Consider the following 19,240-nt stretch of genomic DNA (forward strand, 5'->3'; position numbering starts at 1 on the left):
AAATTTAGGGCACCCAAACGGGTACCCGATGTGATGGCGGTTCAGCGAGTCGAACTGTTACTAAACCCAGACAATTAGTAATGACTATTGATTTTTGTAACTTTTGACTCGATATATGCTGCAAAGCCTAGCGAGATTCCCCAACCAAGGAACAGTGCGTACCATACATATCCCCATGCTGCCATAGGACTTGCATCTTGTGACGCAAAAGCGGGAGCGGACACAACGCGTCCGATCGCAAATTGAAACTCCAAAACAAAGAAGCTAAAGCCCCATATGGATAATCCAACACACCCGACCCATGCGGGAATGACCTTCAGCCATCTAGGTAGTTTCTCACCCCATGGATAAACGAATGATAATCCGAACAGGGAAACAAACACGGCCAACGCCCCCATGATCCAATAGCCAATGATTCGTGACTCTGCTTCGTCTGGTGCCGTTGCATAATCTCCCGGGAAACCAACCGAAACGCCTAAGCCCCACCAAAAGTGCGGAACAGCATATAACAACCCGCATACGAACGCTGCATACCCTGCCCAATTTTTTTTCTTAACGTTCATTCCTTATCACCTCATAATTATCGAACTGACTATCCAAGGCTCGTCGTCGATCGTGCAGCACTAGCAGAAGGATCATCCCCATTATCACGCTTAGGACGACACCGGCCTCCGTGGTCAGCACCCGCAGCAGCGTGTACTCCGGGGAAAACTGCGAATCCTCGCGAATGGCGGAAAAGAGATTGTAAGAGAACAGCATTCCCGACGAGATCCAGGCCGACGCCATCGGGGGCAGGAAACTTCGCGACCCGTTGCGGGAAGTTAGCACCAGCAGTCCCCACGCCCCCGCTAAGGACCATGCTCCGATACTCAACGTCAGCAGATGCCACCACACATCGCGTTCGTCCAGCCTCGCCGGGTCAATGCCGAGCGTGCCGCCCGCCGCCCAGAACACCTTGATGATACCCAGCAGGATACAGCCGGCTCCAACGAGCCTGGCCAAGGTTTGCTGCAACTGCCAGGTATTTCCCTTCAACTCCCTATAGTCGAGGGAACCGCCGAACGCCTCCGGCCACCGTGCCTTTGCGTACCCGGCTAGGGCGATCGGCAGACAAATGCCGACTCCAACCAGCGAAACCATGACGAACAATTGCTCGTAGACCCAGACGTCGGCGGCGCCCGCCCCCTTATCCCGAGTCATGGCTGCCGGGCCGAGAACCGGTGCCAAGATCAGCATGGGAACGAGCAGGCCGGTGCCCACCCACACGGGGAAGGCAACCAGCCATGCGGGTAAACGCGTACCCCACGGCCGGCTGAAAGCCAGCGCCAGCAGGATGCCGATAATTGCGATCACTGCGGTAGCTGCGTTGATCGCGCGCCAGCTAGTGTCGCCCATTTGCTCGGTCGGTATGAAGAGACCGAAAGTCCAGGCCATTTTAATCAATAGATACGGAGTCACCGCTATGGCAGCGCTGTAGCCGTAAATTCTACTCATCTTCATCCAATGCGGAGCCTGCGGCTGTGCCGAAACTGTCATGTTGTCAGACTGCATGTTTACTTACCTCCTTAGATAATTCTATCTGCTAGTGGCGGGATCACATCCTATCCCATTCTACCTCCCTTATCGAAAAGTAAAGTGACCTTAAGTTTAAGTTTAGGTTAAATTCTTCCGACGGAAGGCTTTAGGAGCTCTAATAGATTGGGCAAATAAAAAAGAAGCTGCATGCAATCATCTAAGATGACTCACACTGCAGCTTCTTTTCCTTCCATATATAAAATTGGCTTCCGTTTGCGTTGGATTTCAATTTCCAGTTCATGCCCATCTCCTTGGCCATCATCGACACGATGGACAACCCGATCCCAGCTCCTTTCTCAGGTGACTCACCCGAGGTGCCAGGACCTTTGTCTTTCACCACTAGCATCCGCTGCCCGTCGACAACAACGATTTGAATGCCGATGTACCGGCCCGAACCAGCATGACGAACTACGTTCTGAAACACATTGTCAAGAATACGGTTTAACCATAGCGGGTCGGCAACCCATGTTAACGGAAGCTCAGGTAGCTCGACATGTACATCAAAGCCCTTGTCCTCGAATACCGGATACCAGTCGGCAACCCGGTTCCTGACTTCTTCAACGATATCGATGGTTTGCAAGCGAAGCAAATACTTCCCCGCCGAAAGCAGTGTGTATGACAGAAGGTTGTCCATCAGCTCGCCTACTTCATCCAGCTTATGCTCGATGACGGAAAGTGAAGCCTGTCCCTGGGAAGAAGCCGGGTCTTTGCGAACGGTATGAGCATGCTGCCGGATCACAGTCAACGGCGTCCGGAGATCGTGAGATATATTGGAGATGAATTGCTTGCGCAGCTCTTCCTCCTCCCGCTCCCGATTGCGGCTGTCCTTGAGCTGCCGGACCATCCGATTAAACGCTCCTTCGAGCTCTCCGATCTCGTCATCCTTGCTAATGACTACTTCATCTGGAATCTGTCTAGTATCGTTTACCGTCATCGCTGATTGAAGCATGACCAGTCTTCTGCGAAGACGAACGAAGAAAAGCCACGACAGCATGAAGAAGGTCAGACAGATTATGAAAAACAGAAGGACCAGCAGCTTGTTTCCCGAAAGCGACATTTCCGCAGAAAGAATATGGGATTCGGGGAGCCGCATCACCATAAACCCTTGCTTCGGATCGTCTCCGATAAGGGAGGTTATGGCAAACTTCCCATGTACATAGTCTTGCGTCCGGAAGGCGAGAGCATCCATATATGTCCACCGTTCGGGTATATCTTCCGGGCGGTTCGCGACAGCATTCGTTGTCCCCGTCTGGTCCACCCAGAACATCTCAGCATCCGGATACTCTGCGTTCAACTCACTTAGTCTCTCCTGAATCCTATCCCTTCCGGCACCGTCCAGCTTGACTGCCTCCTGCCGCCACATACGGGTGATCTCCTCCGGACGATGCAGCGGATGATCCCTGAGTATATAGCCCGGTAAATAAAACATTGCCGGGATGACGGGCCACAGCAGTAAGGCCGTCAAAATAAGGATCAGGTATTTGCTCATCAACGAGCCTCGGATCCTCATGATCGCACCCTGTATCCGACACCACGGATTGTCTCGATAATTTGGGGGAACCCGGAATCCCGCTCGATCTTCTCACGCAGATGCCTAATATGCACGGTCAACGTTTTATCTCCGCTCAAATGCGGCTCGCCCCAAACAGCTTCATAAATTTGTTTCTGGGTTAAGACCTGATTCAGATGGTCCAAGAAGTACATGAATATATGGAACTGCTTACCTGTAAGAACAATCTCTTCCCCGGTTTCGGAATTCCATAAACCGTGTCCTTTCCGGTCGATCGTTAAATGCCGGATCTGAAGTTGTTCCGGTGCAGCAACGTCGGTACGCCTGAGGAGGACTTGTATTCGGGCAACCAACTCATCCGGATGAAACGGCTTCGTCATGTAATCGTCGGCAAAGGCCAAGCCTGTCAGCTTATCCTCGATCGCGGTTCTGGCCGTAAGCAACAGGATGGGAATGGCGGGATTGATCCGTTTTAGCCTTTGACCAACCGTGAATCCGTCCAGACCCGGAAGCATAATGTCCACAATGACCAGATCGCATCGCTCTAATACTTCCTCCGCGCCGTGGCCAGATGTTTTCCAGATCACCTCATAACCTTGCCCGATCAAAAAGTCTCTAGACCAGGAACCAATTTCCTGATCGTCTTCAATATACATGATGGTGAATGTCTTCATCTTCTTATGGGCCCCTAACAAGTGTTATACGAGTAGTCTAGCACATTAAGACGATGAGGAGATCCTAGTCTTTGCGACAAAAAACCGGCCCTTCGGCCGGCCAGTCGATCTCACAGATCAGGACTCAAGACATTTTCTGCAATTGCGCTTCGAGCCGGTCCAGATTTTCCTCGTTGGCTGGAACGGCGATTTTTTTGATGGCGTTGAATATAGCTGCGTCTTCGAAAAGCTGGCGCCAAGTCAGTCTGGTTTTGCCGCCAAGATCCTCAAAGATTGCCGTTAGCTGAAAATGGGGGGCGGACAGATGCCGCAGCACGATCCGTTCAGGCCCAATTTCGACAAATTCGCTTTTATTGGGATAATCGACTCCGTTCGGTCCATGCATCACAAACTCCCATAACCCTCCCGGCCGTAAATCAAATTCGTGAAACGTGTTCGTAAACCCGTTCGGACCCCACCACTGTGCCAAATGCTCCGGATTTGTCCAGGCTTCGTAAACGAGTGCAGGGGATGCATTCATCACCCGCGATGCTACAAATTCGTTTTCTTCCGCAGCGCTGATTTCGTTGTTTGCCGTACGGTTCTCCGTCATACCGCTTCCTCCTCTGCATGATTAACGTAGGTTAGCCGATCTCCAGCAGCACACCCAGCTTGTCCAGCATTTCGTTGGTACCGTGCTCGCGCTGAGCCGGGGTATCATGGCCGTCCAGGAAGACGCCTTGCTCGGTAAAAATCAGCCTTGTGCCTTCGCCCTCCGGCTTGAATTCGACGGTTGTTGCGGAAACGGAAATCCGCGTATCGTCCATATCCAAAGTATAGGTGTAAACGATGCGTCTCTCAGGCACTATATCTTGGTACCGGGCATCGAAGGCAAATACCGGTCCGCCGGGAGGCCCTCCTTGACTGCTTTCTCCACCGCCGACGCGGAAGTCAAAGGCATCCGCTTTCGAAAACCATTGCTCTTTCAGGCGAGGGTCCGCCCAGTAGGCAAAAGCCTTTGCAGGCGAGGCTTTATACAGCCGTTCGACAACGAAAGTGTTATGAAAGGCAGATCGTTCGGTCATGATATTCAGCTCCCTTGTTTCGAATCGATTTTGTAAACGCTCCTTTTGATGTGCATCTGTTTGCCGCTAACTCTACTATAAAACATGACGTCGCGTCACGTGCAAGTGTTACTTCGGCGGAACAAGCGGAAGTGCAAGCCAGGCCAGGCCGATGTCCCGGTTCATATGGCTTGCGCTGGTGCCGCCCGGAGCATCGTATACCATCGCCAGCCGATCGCCCACCTGCAGCACCGTGGCCAGACCAATACAAACCTTCGACCAGCTGCAGTTGCGTCCGTCGAGCACGACGGCTTTATGAGCCGGATTCCACACAGTCGGATCCGAACTCCAATATACCCAGATCGCATCGGTATACTCGCCTCCCTGCTCGTCCAGGCCGATGTGATTCGTGAACAGAAACCATGTTTCGTTCGCGGGTTCATAATAAACGGAGCTGTTCTCAATCTGTTCCTCCAGAGGTACAATCGGTTCCGGATCGATCGACCAGGCGCCGTTCAGGTCCTGGGTACGGGCGAGACCGATGGATCTCCGGACACGGTTCCCCTCGATGACCTGCGCACTGAAAAACTGCAAATACTCCCCTCCGTACCGGATAATGTGACCCGGACTTGCCGTATCCGAGTAATGCGTTCCAGGCTTCGTCCGGAAGGGTACGACACCCGGCTGCTTCATCCAGGGACCGGCAAGCGAGGTTGCACAGGCTTTCATCGTTAAATAAGGCATCATGGGGATGCGATCCGGCGGCGGCGTGGCAAGCGGCGATCCGACATAGAACATATGCCACGTAGCTCCTTCCTTGTAGACCCAAGGAGACGTTGCCGTCGCATGATCCATCTCTCCAGGCAAGCCGTAGTCAAGTATCGGCCCGTGCTTCTTCCAGTGCTTCAGGTCCGTACTGGTCGCGAGACAGGCTAACCAGCCGTCCGATCCGCACCCATCGTAGAACAGATGATAGACGCCCTCCTCCTCAAACAATACCGCTTCCCGCGCTCCATTCTCATCGCACCGGTCAGGCCCGTCTCCGTGATGAAGAATGACCCCATCATCGACGGCCTCCATTCGATAGTCGGCCACCGGCCTCTGGTCGAGATACATCATCCCGCCTCCTCTCCTTACCATACATTTCGTTGCTCCAACTAGTTTACCTGCGCCGGCAAACGCCGAGAAATTATTTTAATATTCCTTGACAGGAATATTCCGTATGATGTATATTCTAATCAAGGAAGATAACCACGTGATGAAGGAGATGAGATTATATCAACCATCACTTAATGAGGTGAGCGACATGTCAGGGAATAAGAATCCGGGCATGGACATGACGAAGCTGAGCGCATTAGCCGAACCGAATCGCATGGATATCGTGGAGCTTTTGCGCGACGGTCCTCTGAGCGTAGGGGAAATCGCCTACCGGCTGGGGCTTCGCCAGCCCCAAGCTTCGAAGCATTTGAAGGTGCTGATCGACAGTGGAATATTGGAAGTGAAGGCCGACGCCAACCGCCGGATCTACAGGCTCCGACCCGAGCCATTCACGGCGCTGGACGCATGGGTGAAGTCCTTCCGGCGCGCCATGGAGGACCGATTCGACAATCTGGAAGACTACTTGCGCGAATTGCAAAAGAGCCAAAAATCGTAAGTCCATTGGGAGCTTGAACAACAATAACGATAAAAAAGGACGTGAGTATTCATGAAAAAACTCAACATCATGTACTGGATTTTTACAGGGCTGCTTGTATTGCTATTGGGTGGCGGCGCTATTCCGGATGTCATGTCTGTCCCGAGCGCGGTAGAATTATTCGAGCATTTGGGGTATCCCGCCTACCTTCTTCCCTTTCTCGGCATTGCCAAACTATTAGGACTTGTGGCCATCCTAATTCCAGGTTTCCCGCGCGTGAAGGAATGGGCTTATGCCGGTCTCTTCTTCGACTTGTTGGGAGCGATGTATTCCAGCATCGCCGTGGGCGATCCTGCCAGCGGGTGGTTGATGTTCCCGATCGGATTTGGCATCATCGCCGGCTCTTACGTGTGCTATCACAAAAAACAAAGAGCGGCTGCATCGAAACAACCCTTGAGTGCAGTGGCCTAACAGATGCTGGCGAGCATAAATGGGTCATCCCTGAATCGGGATGACCCATTTATTGTTACTGGCTTTGCCAGATTGCCATAAGCCGCTCTACATGGGCGATCAACATCGTTCTGGCGGTTTCGCTGATCGAGCCCTGCAGAGCCGGGTTGTTCAAGTGCTTCTGGAAATCCTCAAGGCTTTTCACCGCTTGTGCGGCCTGCCCCTTTTGTTGATGATCCACAGCTTGCGTTAGATTATTGTTCAGTTGGGCGAGCAGCGGCATCTTGAGATCGCCCGATGTCTCATAGGCACTCAACAGCTCCTGAAGCCGGTTCACCGCAATCGTTTTCGACAGCTTGACCGTCATCCCGGCAACCTGCTCCCGCCATTCCCGGTACGCGCCTGCACTTTTGGTATAGGTTCTCTCATTGGTGGCTATAGCCCCGGCATGAAGCAGGTCGCGAGCCTCAGCAAGAACATCGCTCGATTCTCCGCTAGCTTCCGCGTGATCGATACGGACCTGCAGCTCCTCTAAAAGATTGTAATCCTCCATGCCGTCGCGGAAGTTGTGCAGCCGCTGCGAAGCAAGCGGGCCATCCGGTCCCGGGTAATACAGCGAGCCGTCTCCGTCGGCATTCGGGAATGTACGCGGATCCCAATTGCTTAAGATACCGTCGCTCATTGGAGTCCGGCCGATCCAACGGTTGATGTTGTAGTACAGGAATCCGTCGAACTGGAACTTGTGCGACAGCGGTCCCAAGAGAACACGCGTGTCACTCGGCAGGTAGCCGTTAAACCAGTTCGGATTCGGCGATCTTACGCTCACATGCAAATACCAGTAGACTTGATCGCCCCGCTGCTGAGCGGCCGCCTTCGCGCTTTGGTTGATGGCTTGCACGCCGGGCACCCATATATCGATCAAGCCTTCCAATCCCGACTGCACACCGAGGGTTCCATCGAGATAGGTGCTCATCACCGGCACATTCGGGAAACGCGCCTTAACCTGTCTCAGAATCTCTTTGACAAGCTTGTTGTATTCGGCACGAGTTTCATCAAACCCGTAAATGTAAGCTTTATCGGCCAAACCGGCCAACTCGTATTCCGCCATCGCGTCCCCGATCGTATTCAGCAAATAATCGATCCGAGTTTGCCATGTTTCCGGTTTGTTCAAGTCGAAGCCTACCCGAGGATCAATATAAAGGACATTGAACTGGCGCAGGCCCCATTTGCTTTCGATTTTTTTCAATTCCTCGACCGTCGGCGGCGTGTTCCGGTAGATCAGGTCCGGTTCGATTTTGAACGTCTCCAGGAAGTCTAAGTATCGGTCCCTCATCCGCTCCTGCTCTTCCGGATCGGTGATTCCGTAAGTCAAATAAAAGCTCTGCGGATTCGTGGTCATGGACGTGGCCAGCTTCGGGCGGTCGGCAATCTCAAATGGCCAAACCTTGACTTGGATGTCCATCGTCTGAACCGGCGTATTGGCCGCCTGAAAAGCGACCTTCACCCGGTAGGTTCCAGGTTTGATGAGCGCGCCCGCATGCATTTCGATCCAGTAGGGCTGCATGGTCCCGGCGGGGACATCGACACTGGACAAATCCGAGCGGACCGGATCCGGAGTCCAGCCGTAATAATTCCCTGGGCTGTTGGCCGTGGCCGGGATGGAGTAGGAGCTGGTCGGCTTGACGTTCACGGAGCCTAACGGCGATACGGCCACATGAAGCATTGATTCCGGAACGGCTTCGCCATCAGGTCCTATAACGCCGGCGACCTGTGCGGTTACAGCCGTCAAAGCTTCACCGTATGGCATCACAACGGCCTGGATATTCTCATATTCGCCCTGGGCCAGCGACACAGTGGCAGGATCCGTGGTGCATAGGCACGGCAAGTCGAGCGGATAGACGAGCTCCATCGAATCGGCGGTGGCCATGCCGAAGCTTCCGCCAGGCTGAGCGAGGCGCACTTCAGCGAAATTCGTAAAGCGCTTGATATCCCAAACCAGCTTACCGGCTTCGTTAACGAGGGCGATCGCACCCGCATAATCGACATCCGGCTGCCGGCCGCGATCGCGGAGCGACTGGATCGTCCCCGCAAGCTCCGCCGATTTCGCATGTAAATAGCGATCGGCGGCCGCATCACCCGGCAGCAGCTTCGCATTGGCCGCATCGAGCAGATTTTGAGCGCTGTCCAGGTCGTCATTCAACCGCTGGAGCTTCTCCTTGATCACGTTCAGGAACAACGTCACCCGCAGCGGCAGCAAGTCGGATCCGGCCGAATCCGGATTCTTCCCGGCACCGGCCAGCTTCAGGATGTGAGTCCCCACCGAGAGAGACTTGGACCAAGCCAGCCTGGTCCTTCCGCCGTCCTGTCCGTAGTAATCCATCTTGCCGATCAACTCACCATCCAGCAGGACATCCGCCTGACCGCCGGCAGCGGAAGTCAAGCCCTCCAGCGAGATGTCGTAGATGCCGGTTCCGGCTACTGGGAGCTCATATTCGGCGAATTGTCCGGGCTGAACATTTTTAAGCAGCACAGCCTCTCCTACTGTACCGGACTCAAGGCCCGGCGAGCGGGACCGTTCCTTTAGCCCTGTGAATGACAGCGTCGTCGGCTCGATCGTCAACGAGGCGGCGTCATAATACGCCACCCCTTTATTCGATGCGTTCTGATACATCAATACGGTTGCGGTAACCGCATTGGAGGGTGCCGCCAGCTCGGCCTCCATCCGCGTCCAGGCTGCAGGAACCGATTGACCGGTCGTTTTCACACCTACCCGAGTGTTATTCCGGTCCCAGAATTCCAGATAAAGCTGGGAACCGCCGCTTTCGTTATACGAATAGACGGAAGCTTTATAGACAATTCCGGGGGATATGTCGATTTTCGCGCTGCGCACACCGTTCCCAACCAAATTGTTCGTCAGTTTGACGCTGTAGGACCCGCTGTACACCATATTGGTCACAGATTGATAGGTCGATGTGTTGAACATGACCCAATTGACCGGTTTTCCCCCGGATACTTGCTCGAAGCCCGGGTTGGCCAGCAGATTGCCCAATCCAGGATCTGGGACTACCGCCGAAGCGGCAGCACTTTGTTGAGAGTCGGCCGCCTGGGCAAAACTCACAGGAAACGCATTGAAAACCAAACTGCCAATTAAAGCTGTCCAAATCAAAGAACGAACATAGTGCTTCAGGAATAATACAGGCTCCTTTCGAAAGTTGATCCGTTTACCATACATCATCTTCACTCCCTTCAAAATTACCAGTTGTATCCTACTTGTATGCGCTATCATAGTAACACTAGCATTCTTAATTTTCAATATATATATTATTTTTTTAATATACCTCCCCAAAAAAAGCCCTTTCGGCCTCCTTGTCAGGAAGCGAAAGGGCGCACAAGCTAGGACCACAGTCTGATTAGTTCCCCGATTTGACTCTTCAAGAGTAGAACGGCCTGTTCACGGCCCTTCTCGATCCCGCTCAAATGCTTCAGGGCATCCTCCAGATGCTTGACGGCTTGATTGGAGTCGTGCACCTGCCATTGATGGACGGCTTGTTGAACGGCATTCTCCACTTGCATGCGGAGCGGGTGGGACAGTTCCCCCTTGTCCTCCAACTGGCTGATCCATGCGAGAATGCTGTCCGGGCTCACATCCACTAGAACTGTTACAGTTTGTGAGGCGGTATGGCCGGCCGCATCGATTGCTTGCACGTGGATCAGATGCGCTCCGGGCTCCGCGGACCAGTCTACTGTTGTTCCGGAAGCCGTTTCTCTGCCGTCGACGAGAAGCTGCTGGTACACAACTCCCGAAACGGTGTCTTGTGCGGAAGCAGCGATCATCAGAGTACCGGGATACGCATTCAGCCTCATCTCGTTCTCGAGTGCTGCTCCGTTTGCTTCTATCCGAATCGAAGGAGCCGTTTTGTCCAATTGCACTGAAATTTCCTGTACCGCTTCAACATGGCCTACAGTGTCGGTTGACCTGAATTTGATCGCAGTCTTCCCTTCCTTGGACCATAGGAGAGGCTGATCGTAGACGTTCCACGTGGTCCCTCCGTCGGTACTGTAAACCGTTTCTTTAACTCCAGCCGCATCATCGTTCGCTTCCAGCGCGACACGGACGTCACCCGTGTACCATCCGTTCTGCTGCGGTCCATCGAGAACGGCCTTCGTAACCGGCGGCGCCGTGTCCTGAACGAGCGCCGTCAGAGAGACATCGTCATAATAGGCGGTCGTCATCCACAGCTGAGAACAGAACAGAACTACTCTAGCCGTACTCGCTCCTGCAGGTGCCGCCATCTTCATTTCGAAGGACTGCCACTTGCCCGCTCCCGATGTGATTTGAACCGATTTGTTCCCAACCTCCTTGCCCTGGCTATTGTAGAAATATAAAACGGCGAGGGTTCGCCCTTCCTTCAGGAATACGTTCACGCGGGCTTTGTAGTCAACCCCAGGCGTTACCGCCACCGGATTGGAGCCAACCGCTACGGTTTCCGTCGTCGATCGGTCGGTGAGCTTCAAGCTGTATGCGCCAGATAACCGCTGCTCGGCGCTCCGTTCGAACGAGACGTTCGGAGTTGCCGCGAACAAGGACGGCCACCCGGGAATGGATCCATTGCTGCCGGTTTCCTCGAAGCCCGGATTGGCCAGGGGCAAATTCTTTTCTATCGGAATTGGTGTGATCCCGTCTTTGACCGCAATCTTCATCAGGCTGGTCCCATAGGAATAATAAATATTGCCGTCGTCTCCAAGCGTCATGAGGGTGGTATCGGCCAGCTCAAACGATGTCAAAGTATCCGGATCGATCACAGTAAGCTTGGAATACAACGTCGTATACAGAAGTCCGTCTTGGCCCAGGCGAATATACACCGGGCGCCAGCGTCCGTAATTCGACACGCCGGTGTACACCGTCTTGCTCTTCACGACTTCCAGGGTGTCGGGATTCATCGCGAATATCGTGCCGTCGGCCGCCCCCCACAACAGACCGTCCGGGCCGAAGGTCAATCCGCTGATCATCGTCGGTTTCGCGGCACCGGGGATGACCGGCGTCACTTCCTTTACTTTCGTCCCTGTCGCGATATCCCATGTGAAGATTTTAGCCTCGGTCTCGACGGGATCGATCCCCAAGCCTCCGTGTATGCTAGTAGATCCGTACAGCTTGCCGTTCCGTACCGCGATCCCCACGATACTCTGATTGTTCACGACATTCGGATAAACGGTAGGCGCGCCGCCATTCACAGGGTCATACATGGTAAGCGATCCGCCCAAATGTCCGTATTCCGGAATCGTACCGATCCACAGCTTATTCTCGGCGGAGGTGATCACAAAAGGCCGGTCTTGCTCCGGAATCGAGAAGATTTCTCTGGGATTCGTATTGGCTGCGAACGGCTGAGCCGGATCCAGCTCCTGGATGTGGGCACCGGGATAAATGCCGAAATACAGCTTGTTCCCGAACGAGCCCATTCCTTCCGCTTGCCCCAGGGCGAACGATTCCGTCGATCCGGTTGACGGATTGAATCGGGCTGCCTTCCCTCCCGGGTATCCGCTCATATAAAGTTTGCCGTCCGGTCCTTTCTCCAGCGCTTGGATGGGAATCGGATTGCCTTGGACCGGGTACTCGATCGACTTGGTGATCTTCGTCTCCAGATTCATATATGTGACTGCGCCGCCGAAAGTAACCGTCGCGAGAGACAAGCCCGGCAGCTCCGGGTCGCCGGGAATCGATACCCAAGCGGTCCCCCGCAGCACGGTACCGATCGTTACGCCGGTGTCGGTGGCGGCGAGGGAGGTCATGTCGACTTCCATCAGATGCGAGTTTTGGACAAAGTAAACCTTGTTGCTCCCGGGTTGACCATAGGCGAGGTGGATCCCTTTGTTATTCACATGATAGGATGAGCTCCATTGGTTCGTATCCAGATCATAGAATAACAAGACGCTGCTCGCATTGTACAAACCGGCTACCAGATAATGTCCGGCGACCTCCATCTGGTAGACGAATCCGGTCGAATCCGTCACCACAGGAATGTTCGGAAGCGGTACCGGTTGTTTCTCCCCTGTCGCCACATTTAACCGTACAATACTTCCAGTCGCACCGATGCCGGCGTACAGATAGCCGTTGTGGTAAGCGGTGCTTCGCACATACTTTTGTCCTTCCTCCATGACACCGTAATCGGTGAACTTCCGTGTAGTCGGATTGAACGACACCACTTTGCCGTTCGGATAGGTGCCTGCATAGAGCCGCCCCTGTTCATCTATGGAGAGACCGTAGAGGACCGTCTCGCCCGGAACGCCTCCGAGCTCCTCCACCTGCTTGGTCGCCGGCAAGTACCGGTAAAGCTTGCCGTTCCCGCCTATATAGACGGTTCCGTCCGGAGCGGTCAAATGAGTCCAAGAACTGTCCGTGCCGGGCAGCGTAAACGCGCGAAGCACCTGGCGGGATACCAAGTCGACGACCTGGAACCGCGCAGGACTCCCGCTGGATGTCGTATAGAGCACATCCCGGCCGTCTTCTTTGCCGTACGCCCCGTCATAGATGGCAACACTGTTAATCGGGCTTCCGAGATCCTCCGGTTGCCCGAATATCCGGTTCACAGCGGCGGCTTCCGTCCGGTTCCCCGGCAAGGCTACCGCACCGACCGTGATCATGACCGCCAACATCCACACCAACCACTTCCTCCAACTTTTCACAGCCATCCATTCCACATCCTTTCCTTCGGTAAAGTACACATTGATTGCGCTTTCATTTACTGGTTTTTAAATCGTCTATGTAGTGTCCTGCTTCACCTCCATAAATGTAGTTTTATTTACATATAAATCTTATCAAATGAAAAGTTTGGCAGTCAACTGGTTTATTTGTGGTTCATAAATAAAACCTCTGGAGCAGATCACTCCAGAGGTCCTTGGGCGTAGCATTCAGTTAGGAGACCACTATTCGCCAGAGCCATCGTGAGGAACGGTTACGGTTGCGGAAGCGGTTGTTTCATTCCCTGCTTGGTCGATAGCTGCATAAAGGATTGTATAAACCCGTCCAACCCCTTTACCCGATCTCTCCGCACGCACACTGAACGATGTATCGTCAGTACCGTATACAGCGTCTTGAATATCATTCGGCTGATCCCCGTCCCCAATGCCATTATCAGGTTCATTACTGGTAATCGATCGTAACTCAATGGAGTGAATACCAGAAAGCCCATCGCTATAATCCAATGTTGCATGAATGGGAACTAACTTATGATTCGGCGCTTTAATGCTAGGGACATCTAACGTTAACGATAATATTGGGGCTGTCTTGTCCACTCGGATTGTCGTTTCTTTCACGTCCTCCACATTCCCGGCACTGTCCATACTGCGATACTCTACCCTATTCATGCCATCAGCTGTCAGGGTGAACGCTCGGTCGTATGTAGACCATCCCCCTCCGTTGATCCGGTATTCCGTTCTGATTCCCCCCGGAACGTTATCGTAGGTAGCAAGAGTTACCGTCACGTCTCTGGAGTACCACCCGCCAGAGCCGTTCGGTTCGACAGGACTGAGGGCGGCCATAGTACTTGGTGGCGTAAAATCTGCCCATTGCTCACCCCCGACCGCTCCTGCTATAGGCAATCCGGCTTCCGTGTCCTGAATCATCAAGTTGTCGATATAGACGTCGGTTCCTGTTCCTGCGGTACTCCCGGAAGCAATATTGAAATGCGTGATTAGATTGCCATCCAAATAATTTTCTACAGTCCCTTTAAAGGCGCCGTCCACCCAAACGCCGATTTGCTTGGCCGCCACATCGAATTGGAGTTCAATATCATGCCAGGTTCCGGTTGTAAGATCGGTCTGTACCGGAAGCTCCACACGATTCCCCGCACGATTGTACACTCTCAAGGAACCGTCCGTTTCCAGCATGAACTGAAATACCGTTCCCGGCGCATTATGAACATAAGAGTACGGCTCTCGCAGGGAAAAGCTAAACAAATTACTTAAATTAGACGCATATAAGCTGAATTTGACCGTCCCTTTTCGGATCCCGGGAAACAATCGGCTGCCGGCGGTCAGATTGGTTGTATTATTGTCTAGCAGTCTTAATGCGCTGGCTCCGCTCTTGGACTGTTGGGTACTGGTTGAAATCGAACCTCCTAATTCCCACCAATAGTCATTTTTCAAATCCGAGTATTCAAAATCGTCAGAAACGCCATGCGATCGATACAAGTAGCGGTTCAAGTCTTCGACTAACAGGGTGGTTGCCGTTGACCAATTCGAGCCCCACCAGCCGAACAAATATGTATCCGGATCCACCTCAACTAAAGACGGTTGGGTCGCCACTTGCTTGGCAGGGTTAACCCCGGATTGAGACAAACGCGTTCTTCCCAACAAATCCCGCATAGCCCTCCAAGAGTTGGTTTCATCTTGGCTGTAAGCGAGCGTCAGCGGATTACGCAAATAGCTGGTTCCCCCGAAAGCGTTGTTCCCCGGCCACAGCAGCAAAATATCGTGATTGCTATGGCGCTTCAGGACCGACATCGTATTGGATGAGAATACGGGAGCATCCGTCGGAACCGACCACGTTCTGCCGTTATCCGTTGATGTACTTTGCGCCAGCTTGACCTTGCTTGCGATCTGCTGACGCATATACATTCTTAGCGATCCATCTGCCAGCTGCACGATCGACGGTTCCGACAGTCCCGCTTCGCTTCCGCTTGAACTTACGTCCAGCTGGCTCACGCTTTTGGTCCATGTGGTGCCTTTATCCGTTGAAATCAGCACGCTTACCGCCAAAGAACCATCCGGAGCCTTCACGTAGACGAAAGGAAAAATCCAGTCTCCGTTTACAAGTTCAATCGGATTCGTATATGTGACATTGTAATTGATTGGATATGTGGCTCCATTGTACTCAAGCGTTCCTGTGTTTATTTTCACCGGTTGCGCAAATGTGCGTCCATGATCCGTCGATACGGTATAGTATAAATCGTTGCGGCATGCGTTTCCTGCGGTCAAGCAATTGGTGGTTGTGTAGCCATAATACGAGTAGAAGAATAAGAATACTTTCCCGGTCGCCGGGTCGACGAACAAGCTTGCCGGCTCATCCCGGCCTGCATCGTTCAAGTTCACGATTTGGGTTGGGGCTGTCCACGTACGTCCGCCGTCCGAGGAATATTTGGCATAAATGCCGCTGGTTGTTGAGCTTACCCGGTTGGCGACCATCAGGATGTCCCCGTTGGCCAACTTCTCGGGTTTTACATTATCCCTAAACTCCGGAGTGGAATGCTCCACCAAAGTTTTATTCCCATACTCCACTTGAAGACCTTCCTGCCCGGCACCGACAAATTCCGCAGATGGATTGCCGTAATAAAAGTAAACCGTGGAAAGGCCTGGTGCCAGCGTCGGGAGGTTGACATAAAAGCCGTTATCGTCCATGTAATAAGCCAGCTCATGGTTCGCTTCATCGGCAAACCGAACGTCCCTGAAGTCCCGTTGCAGCTTACCGGCAGCCTGTAAGGAAGCTGTGCCCAAGGCGGATTTGGCGATATACACCGATCGGTCTAACATCGGGGACGTACCGGCGTTCGATACCTGAACGGATTTTTTATACAGCCACGTCCCTCCGCCAGACGCCGTCCATTCCCCTGCCGGCCGGTTCGATACGTAGATCATGTTTTGCAAATTCGTATTGGAAAAGGTAAACGAAGTATCGTCAAAATGGTTATGAACTTTGATATAACGTCCTGTCGCGTTTATGTTATATAGGATGATCCGGTTATTGAGCTTGAGAAAATTCCAATCCGAGACTTTCGTGTAGGTTTGGTTGTCATGGCTTACATAAATAGATAAATCTGTTTTTTCTACACGTGAAGGTCCTTGAGTCTCCACCAATTCAATCGTATTGAAAGGTTGGGAGGAGCCAAGATCGATCCCCAGGCTTCGATAATTATAATCCAATGCTGCCGCAACAACGGTTCCCCAGTTGCCTATCGGCATAGCTGAGGGGTTGAGGTCTTGATTGACATAACCGATCGTCCCCGGAATGGAGGAGGATCGCGGCACGACTTGACGTACTTCAAGCATGTGCTGCAGATTGGACTGAGTCAGCCAAGTTCCCGAAGATCCCGCATCGGTAAAATGGGAGTGGACTTTAACATAGCGCGCACTCACTGAGAAACCCTGAAGGATGATTGCTTGGCCCGCTTTCAAAAAGCTCCATCCGCTTAATTGGGTGTAACTCAAGTTGTCGTTGCTTATGTAGACGGAAAGATTAGCGCTAGAATTGACACGGTTGGTGCTATTCTCGTCAAGGAGTCTAATCTCGTTGAATGTACGGGACACCCCAAGGTCGATCCCGACACTCCGGTTGAAGTAATCAAAGTACGCACCGCCCGAATAGCCAAAATTGGCCAACGGACCGCTTTGAGGAGCGCTGTCATTGTTTAGATATCCCACGCTCCCCGCCCACTCGTCCGCATGGGCAGTCGATCCGCCAGGCGAGAAGGGCATAAGCCCTGCCAAAAGAAAGAAAATCAGCAAAAGATAACTTTTCCTCATAGTTCCATCCCTTCCTGAGACCCTAGTTTGATCATCCACCATTCCATTTCTTCATGTTTGCAAACAACCGTGTTGGACTTTTCATTGTTACTTAGAACTCTCCACCCCCCTCTGCTCCAGCAGCTGTGAAGCCATTTGGAAGCGTTGTCATTTTCGTTTAATGGTGATCTTAACCATCGGAAGGCTCTAACGAATGAACGGTGGCGGCACGCCTCCACTGAAAGGTGTATAATGGTTAGACCATATTATCCAAGCAATTCTAACTTAGCAATCAAGCGATTCGTTGTCAACCCTTATTCTCCGCCACGTTGGATATGCAAAAAAAGCCCAGCCGATCACAATCAGCCGGACTTCCTATCTCCTCTATCGGTCACCGGGAAGAAAGCAATTCCGTTCCGCCAGATAGCTGCTTATTAAATAGACGCATGAGCCCCTCTTCATCGACCAGCTCCGAAAAGTACTGTTCCAGGCATTCCCCGAATACATGCAGCTCCCGCGTGGACAGCTGCAGCCGCTCATGGGTCGCATAATTCGGAATCATCTCCCGGTGAAGCTCGAGCCGCGAAGGCTTGTTCGGCAGTTCGGGGGACACGGTCTCCGTCACGCGTTTGTTGGACGGCAGACTGAACGAATGGCGACGTATGAGGGTGTGGACTTGCTCGGACAGCAGAAAATCCGCAAAGCAGGCTGCCGCTTCCTTATTCGGGGACATCGCTCCGACGGCTATGCCGGTAGACAAGAGCAGCGTCTCCCTTGATTTGGATTGGGGCACCTGGGCGATATCGAATGGGAAATCCGCATCGGCAAGCTGGTTCAGCCGGAAATAGGTCGTCAGAATGACCGATACTTTCTGTTGCTTGAACAGCTGCTCCGCATTATGCTCCCCGAACGACATGACGAGCGGGAACAAGCCGTCTTCATGAATCAGATCGCGAATGTAGCGCAGCGTACTCAGCATCCCCGGATCGGCCGGCGAGAAGAATCCTTCTTCATCGCGTTCGAACCTCACGCCGTTCTGCAATAAAAAGATAGGCCAGCGATTGGTCAATTGAAAGAAAAGCCCGAAGCGGTTAGGCGCCTTCAGCTTGCGAAGCGCTTCGTGCAGATCCCGCCAATCCCAGCTGCTGTCGGGTTCGAACAGCCTCTGCTGCCGGAAATGCTCCTTGTTGTAACAGAGGACAACCGGTGAGAAGATAAACGGCCTTACGGCGACTTTTCCCTCTGCCGTGGCGAACATGTCGTTCAAGAAGGGATACGTTTCTGGATCGGGGGGAACGCCCTCCAGCAGATGGAGGCTGTCTTTTTCCCGGAAATGCAAATAATCGTTGAAATTCAACGTCATCACGTCGAGAATCCCGTGCTCGACCCACAGCTTGATGCTGTCCGCGCGAGTATATGGCAGCTCCAGCGGCTTGACGCTTATATGCGGATACCGCTCTTCGAACAGCTCGATGAGACGGCTAATATCGGTCTCCTCATATAGGGAGGGATAAAAGCCGAATCGCAACACTGTTCGCTGCGGGCGCGGAGCGACCTGGGTGCCGACCCTGGGAAGCTTGACGATTAAGCCTTCCTCGAGCAGCTTATCCAGCGCAATCCGGACGGAATTTTTGCTCAGATGGAACTGCTCCGCCAATGCCGTCTCCGCAGGCAGAAAATCCCCGGGCTGGTACGTTCCCCGATGGATCGCCTGCCGCAGGGTCATCATCAGCTCGTTCAACCGGTTCTGGAATGTATTGCGGTCTGGTTTCGCCATCTTACTTACTCCTTAACAACAAACCTTTGTTCATTGTGGGTTATATATAGTATACAAAACCATGGGAATGAATGCTATATTTCA

General features: G+C 52.9%; 13 protein-coding genes. 2 read left to right on the forward strand and 11 right to left on the reverse strand.

The window, feature by feature from the left end; translation table 11 throughout:
* Positions 1 to 74: 74 nt before the first annotated feature.
* From ACI5FR_RS01345 to ACI5FR_RS01375, 7 genes are all read right to left on the reverse strand, one after another.
* Entirely contained in the window at positions 75 to 563 is a 489-nt protein-coding gene (locus ACI5FR_RS01345; RefSeq protein ID WP_405449274.1) for a DUF3995 domain-containing protein, read from the reverse strand.
* The gene (locus ACI5FR_RS01350; RefSeq protein WP_405449277.1) at positions 553 to 1,551 is read right to left on the reverse strand and encodes a hypothetical protein; all 999 of its coding nucleotides are present in this window, start codon (positions 1,549 to 1,551) and stop codon (positions 553 to 555) included. The genes ACI5FR_RS01345 and ACI5FR_RS01350 overlap by 11 nt, the downstream gene beginning before the upstream one ends.
* Before the next feature lie 181 nt (positions 1,552 to 1,732).
* Complete coding sequence (locus tag ACI5FR_RS01355; protein WP_405449279.1) at positions 1,733 to 3,064, reverse strand: sensor histidine kinase; 1,332 nt, start codon at positions 3,062 to 3,064, stop codon at positions 1,733 to 1,735.
* Positions 3,065 to 3,081: 17 nt separating this feature from the next.
* Positions 3,082 to 3,759 carry a response regulator transcription factor gene (locus tag ACI5FR_RS01360; protein WP_405449282.1) on the reverse strand — a complete coding sequence of 226 codons (678 nt, stop codon included), beginning with the start codon at positions 3,757 to 3,759 and terminating at the stop codon, positions 3,082 to 3,084.
* A 124-nt stretch (positions 3,760 to 3,883) separates the two neighbouring features.
* On the reverse strand, positions 3,884 to 4,351 hold the full coding sequence (locus ACI5FR_RS01365) for an SRPBCC family protein (protein ID WP_405449284.1): 468 nt from the start codon (positions 4,349 to 4,351) through the stop codon (positions 3,884 to 3,886).
* A gap of 31 nt (positions 4,352 to 4,382) precedes the next feature.
* Positions 4,383 to 4,823, reverse strand: coding sequence for an SRPBCC family protein (locus ACI5FR_RS01370; protein ID WP_405449287.1), 441 nt, complete (start codon positions 4,821 to 4,823; stop codon positions 4,383 to 4,385).
* Positions 4,824 to 4,931: 108 nt separating this feature from the next.
* Positions 4,932 to 5,921, reverse strand: a complete 990-nt coding sequence (locus ACI5FR_RS01375) for a glycoside hydrolase family protein (RefSeq protein WP_405449290.1) — start codon at positions 5,919 to 5,921, stop codon at positions 4,932 to 4,934.
* A 187-nt stretch (positions 5,922 to 6,108) separates the two neighbouring features.
* Between ACI5FR_RS01375 and ACI5FR_RS01380 the strand changes: the two genes are divergently transcribed.
* Positions 6,109 to 6,456 carry an ArsR/SmtB family transcription factor gene (locus tag ACI5FR_RS01380; RefSeq protein ID WP_405449292.1) on the forward strand — a complete coding sequence of 116 codons (348 nt, stop codon included), beginning with the start codon at positions 6,109 to 6,111 and terminating at the stop codon, positions 6,454 to 6,456.
* Between the two features lie 51 nt (positions 6,457 to 6,507).
* Positions 6,508 to 6,906, forward strand: a complete 399-nt coding sequence (locus ACI5FR_RS01385) for a DoxX family protein (protein WP_405449295.1) — start codon at positions 6,508 to 6,510, stop codon at positions 6,904 to 6,906.
* A gap of 55 nt (positions 6,907 to 6,961) precedes the next feature.
* Here the strand turns inward: ACI5FR_RS01385 and ACI5FR_RS01390 are convergent, their stop codons facing one another.
* The 4 genes from ACI5FR_RS01390 to ACI5FR_RS01405 form a co-directional block, all read right to left on the reverse strand.
* Complete coding sequence (locus tag ACI5FR_RS01390; protein ID WP_405449298.1) at positions 6,962 to 10,003, reverse strand: FIMAH domain-containing protein; 3,042 nt, start codon at positions 10,001 to 10,003, stop codon at positions 6,962 to 6,964.
* Between the two features lie 275 nt (positions 10,004 to 10,278).
* Positions 10,279 to 13,572 carry an OmpL47-type beta-barrel domain-containing protein gene (locus tag ACI5FR_RS01395; protein WP_405449301.1) on the reverse strand — a complete coding sequence of 1,098 codons (3,294 nt, stop codon included), beginning with the start codon at positions 13,570 to 13,572 and terminating at the stop codon, positions 10,279 to 10,281.
* A gap of 234 nt (positions 13,573 to 13,806) precedes the next feature.
* Positions 13,807 to 17,400 carry an exo-alpha-sialidase gene (locus ACI5FR_RS01400; protein ID WP_405449303.1) on the reverse strand — a complete coding sequence of 1,198 codons (3,594 nt, stop codon included), beginning with the start codon at positions 17,398 to 17,400 and terminating at the stop codon, positions 13,807 to 13,809.
* 370 nt (positions 17,401 to 17,770) lie between these two features.
* Positions 17,771 to 19,156, reverse strand: coding sequence for an extracellular solute-binding protein (locus ACI5FR_RS01405; protein WP_405449306.1), 1,386 nt, complete (start codon positions 19,154 to 19,156; stop codon positions 17,771 to 17,773).
* Between the last annotated feature and the right edge of the window lie 84 nt (positions 19,157 to 19,240).

Source organism: Paenibacillus sp. HJGM_3, from assembly GCF_045062745.1.
GTDB lineage: Bacteria > Bacillota > Bacilli > Paenibacillales > NBRC-103111 > Paenibacillus_AA.

Bases quoted from the DNA above. Each gene is read 5' to 3' on its own strand.
- ACI5FR_RS01345 (WP_405449274.1), bottom strand. From the start codon at position 563: ATGAACGTTAAGAAAAAAAATTGGGCAGGGTATGCAGCGTTCGTATGC.
- ACI5FR_RS01350 (WP_405449277.1), bottom strand. From the start codon at position 1,551: ATGCAGTCTGACAACATGACAGTTTCGGCACAGCCGCAGGCTCCGCAT.
- ACI5FR_RS01355 (WP_405449279.1), bottom strand. From the start codon at position 3,064: ATGAGCAAATACCTGATCCTTATTTTGACGGCCTTACTGCTGTGGCCC.
- ACI5FR_RS01360 (WP_405449282.1), bottom strand. From the start codon at position 3,759: ATGAAGACATTCACCATCATGTATATTGAAGACGATCAGGAAATTGGT.
- ACI5FR_RS01365 (WP_405449284.1), bottom strand. From the start codon at position 4,351: ATGACGGAGAACCGTACGGCAAACAACGAAATCAGCGCTGCGGAAGAA.
- ACI5FR_RS01370 (WP_405449287.1), bottom strand. From the start codon at position 4,823: ATGACCGAACGATCTGCCTTTCATAACACTTTCGTTGTCGAACGGCTG.
- ACI5FR_RS01375 (WP_405449290.1), bottom strand. From the start codon at position 5,921: ATGATGTATCTCGACCAGAGGCCGGTGGCCGACTATCGAATGGAGGCC.
- ACI5FR_RS01380 (WP_405449292.1), top strand. From the start codon at position 6,109: ATGTCAGGGAATAAGAATCCGGGCATGGACATGACGAAGCTGAGCGCA.
- ACI5FR_RS01385 (WP_405449295.1), top strand. From the start codon at position 6,508: ATGAAAAAACTCAACATCATGTACTGGATTTTTACAGGGCTGCTTGTA.
- ACI5FR_RS01395 (WP_405449301.1), bottom strand. From the start codon at position 13,572: ATGGCTGTGAAAAGTTGGAGGAAGTGGTTGGTGTGGATGTTGGCGGTC.
- ACI5FR_RS01400 (WP_405449303.1), bottom strand. From the start codon at position 17,400: ATGAGGAAAAGTTATCTTTTGCTGATTTTCTTTCTTTTGGCAGGGCTT.
- ACI5FR_RS01405 (WP_405449306.1), bottom strand. From the start codon at position 19,156: ATGGCGAAACCAGACCGCAATACATTCCAGAACCGGTTGAACGAGCTG.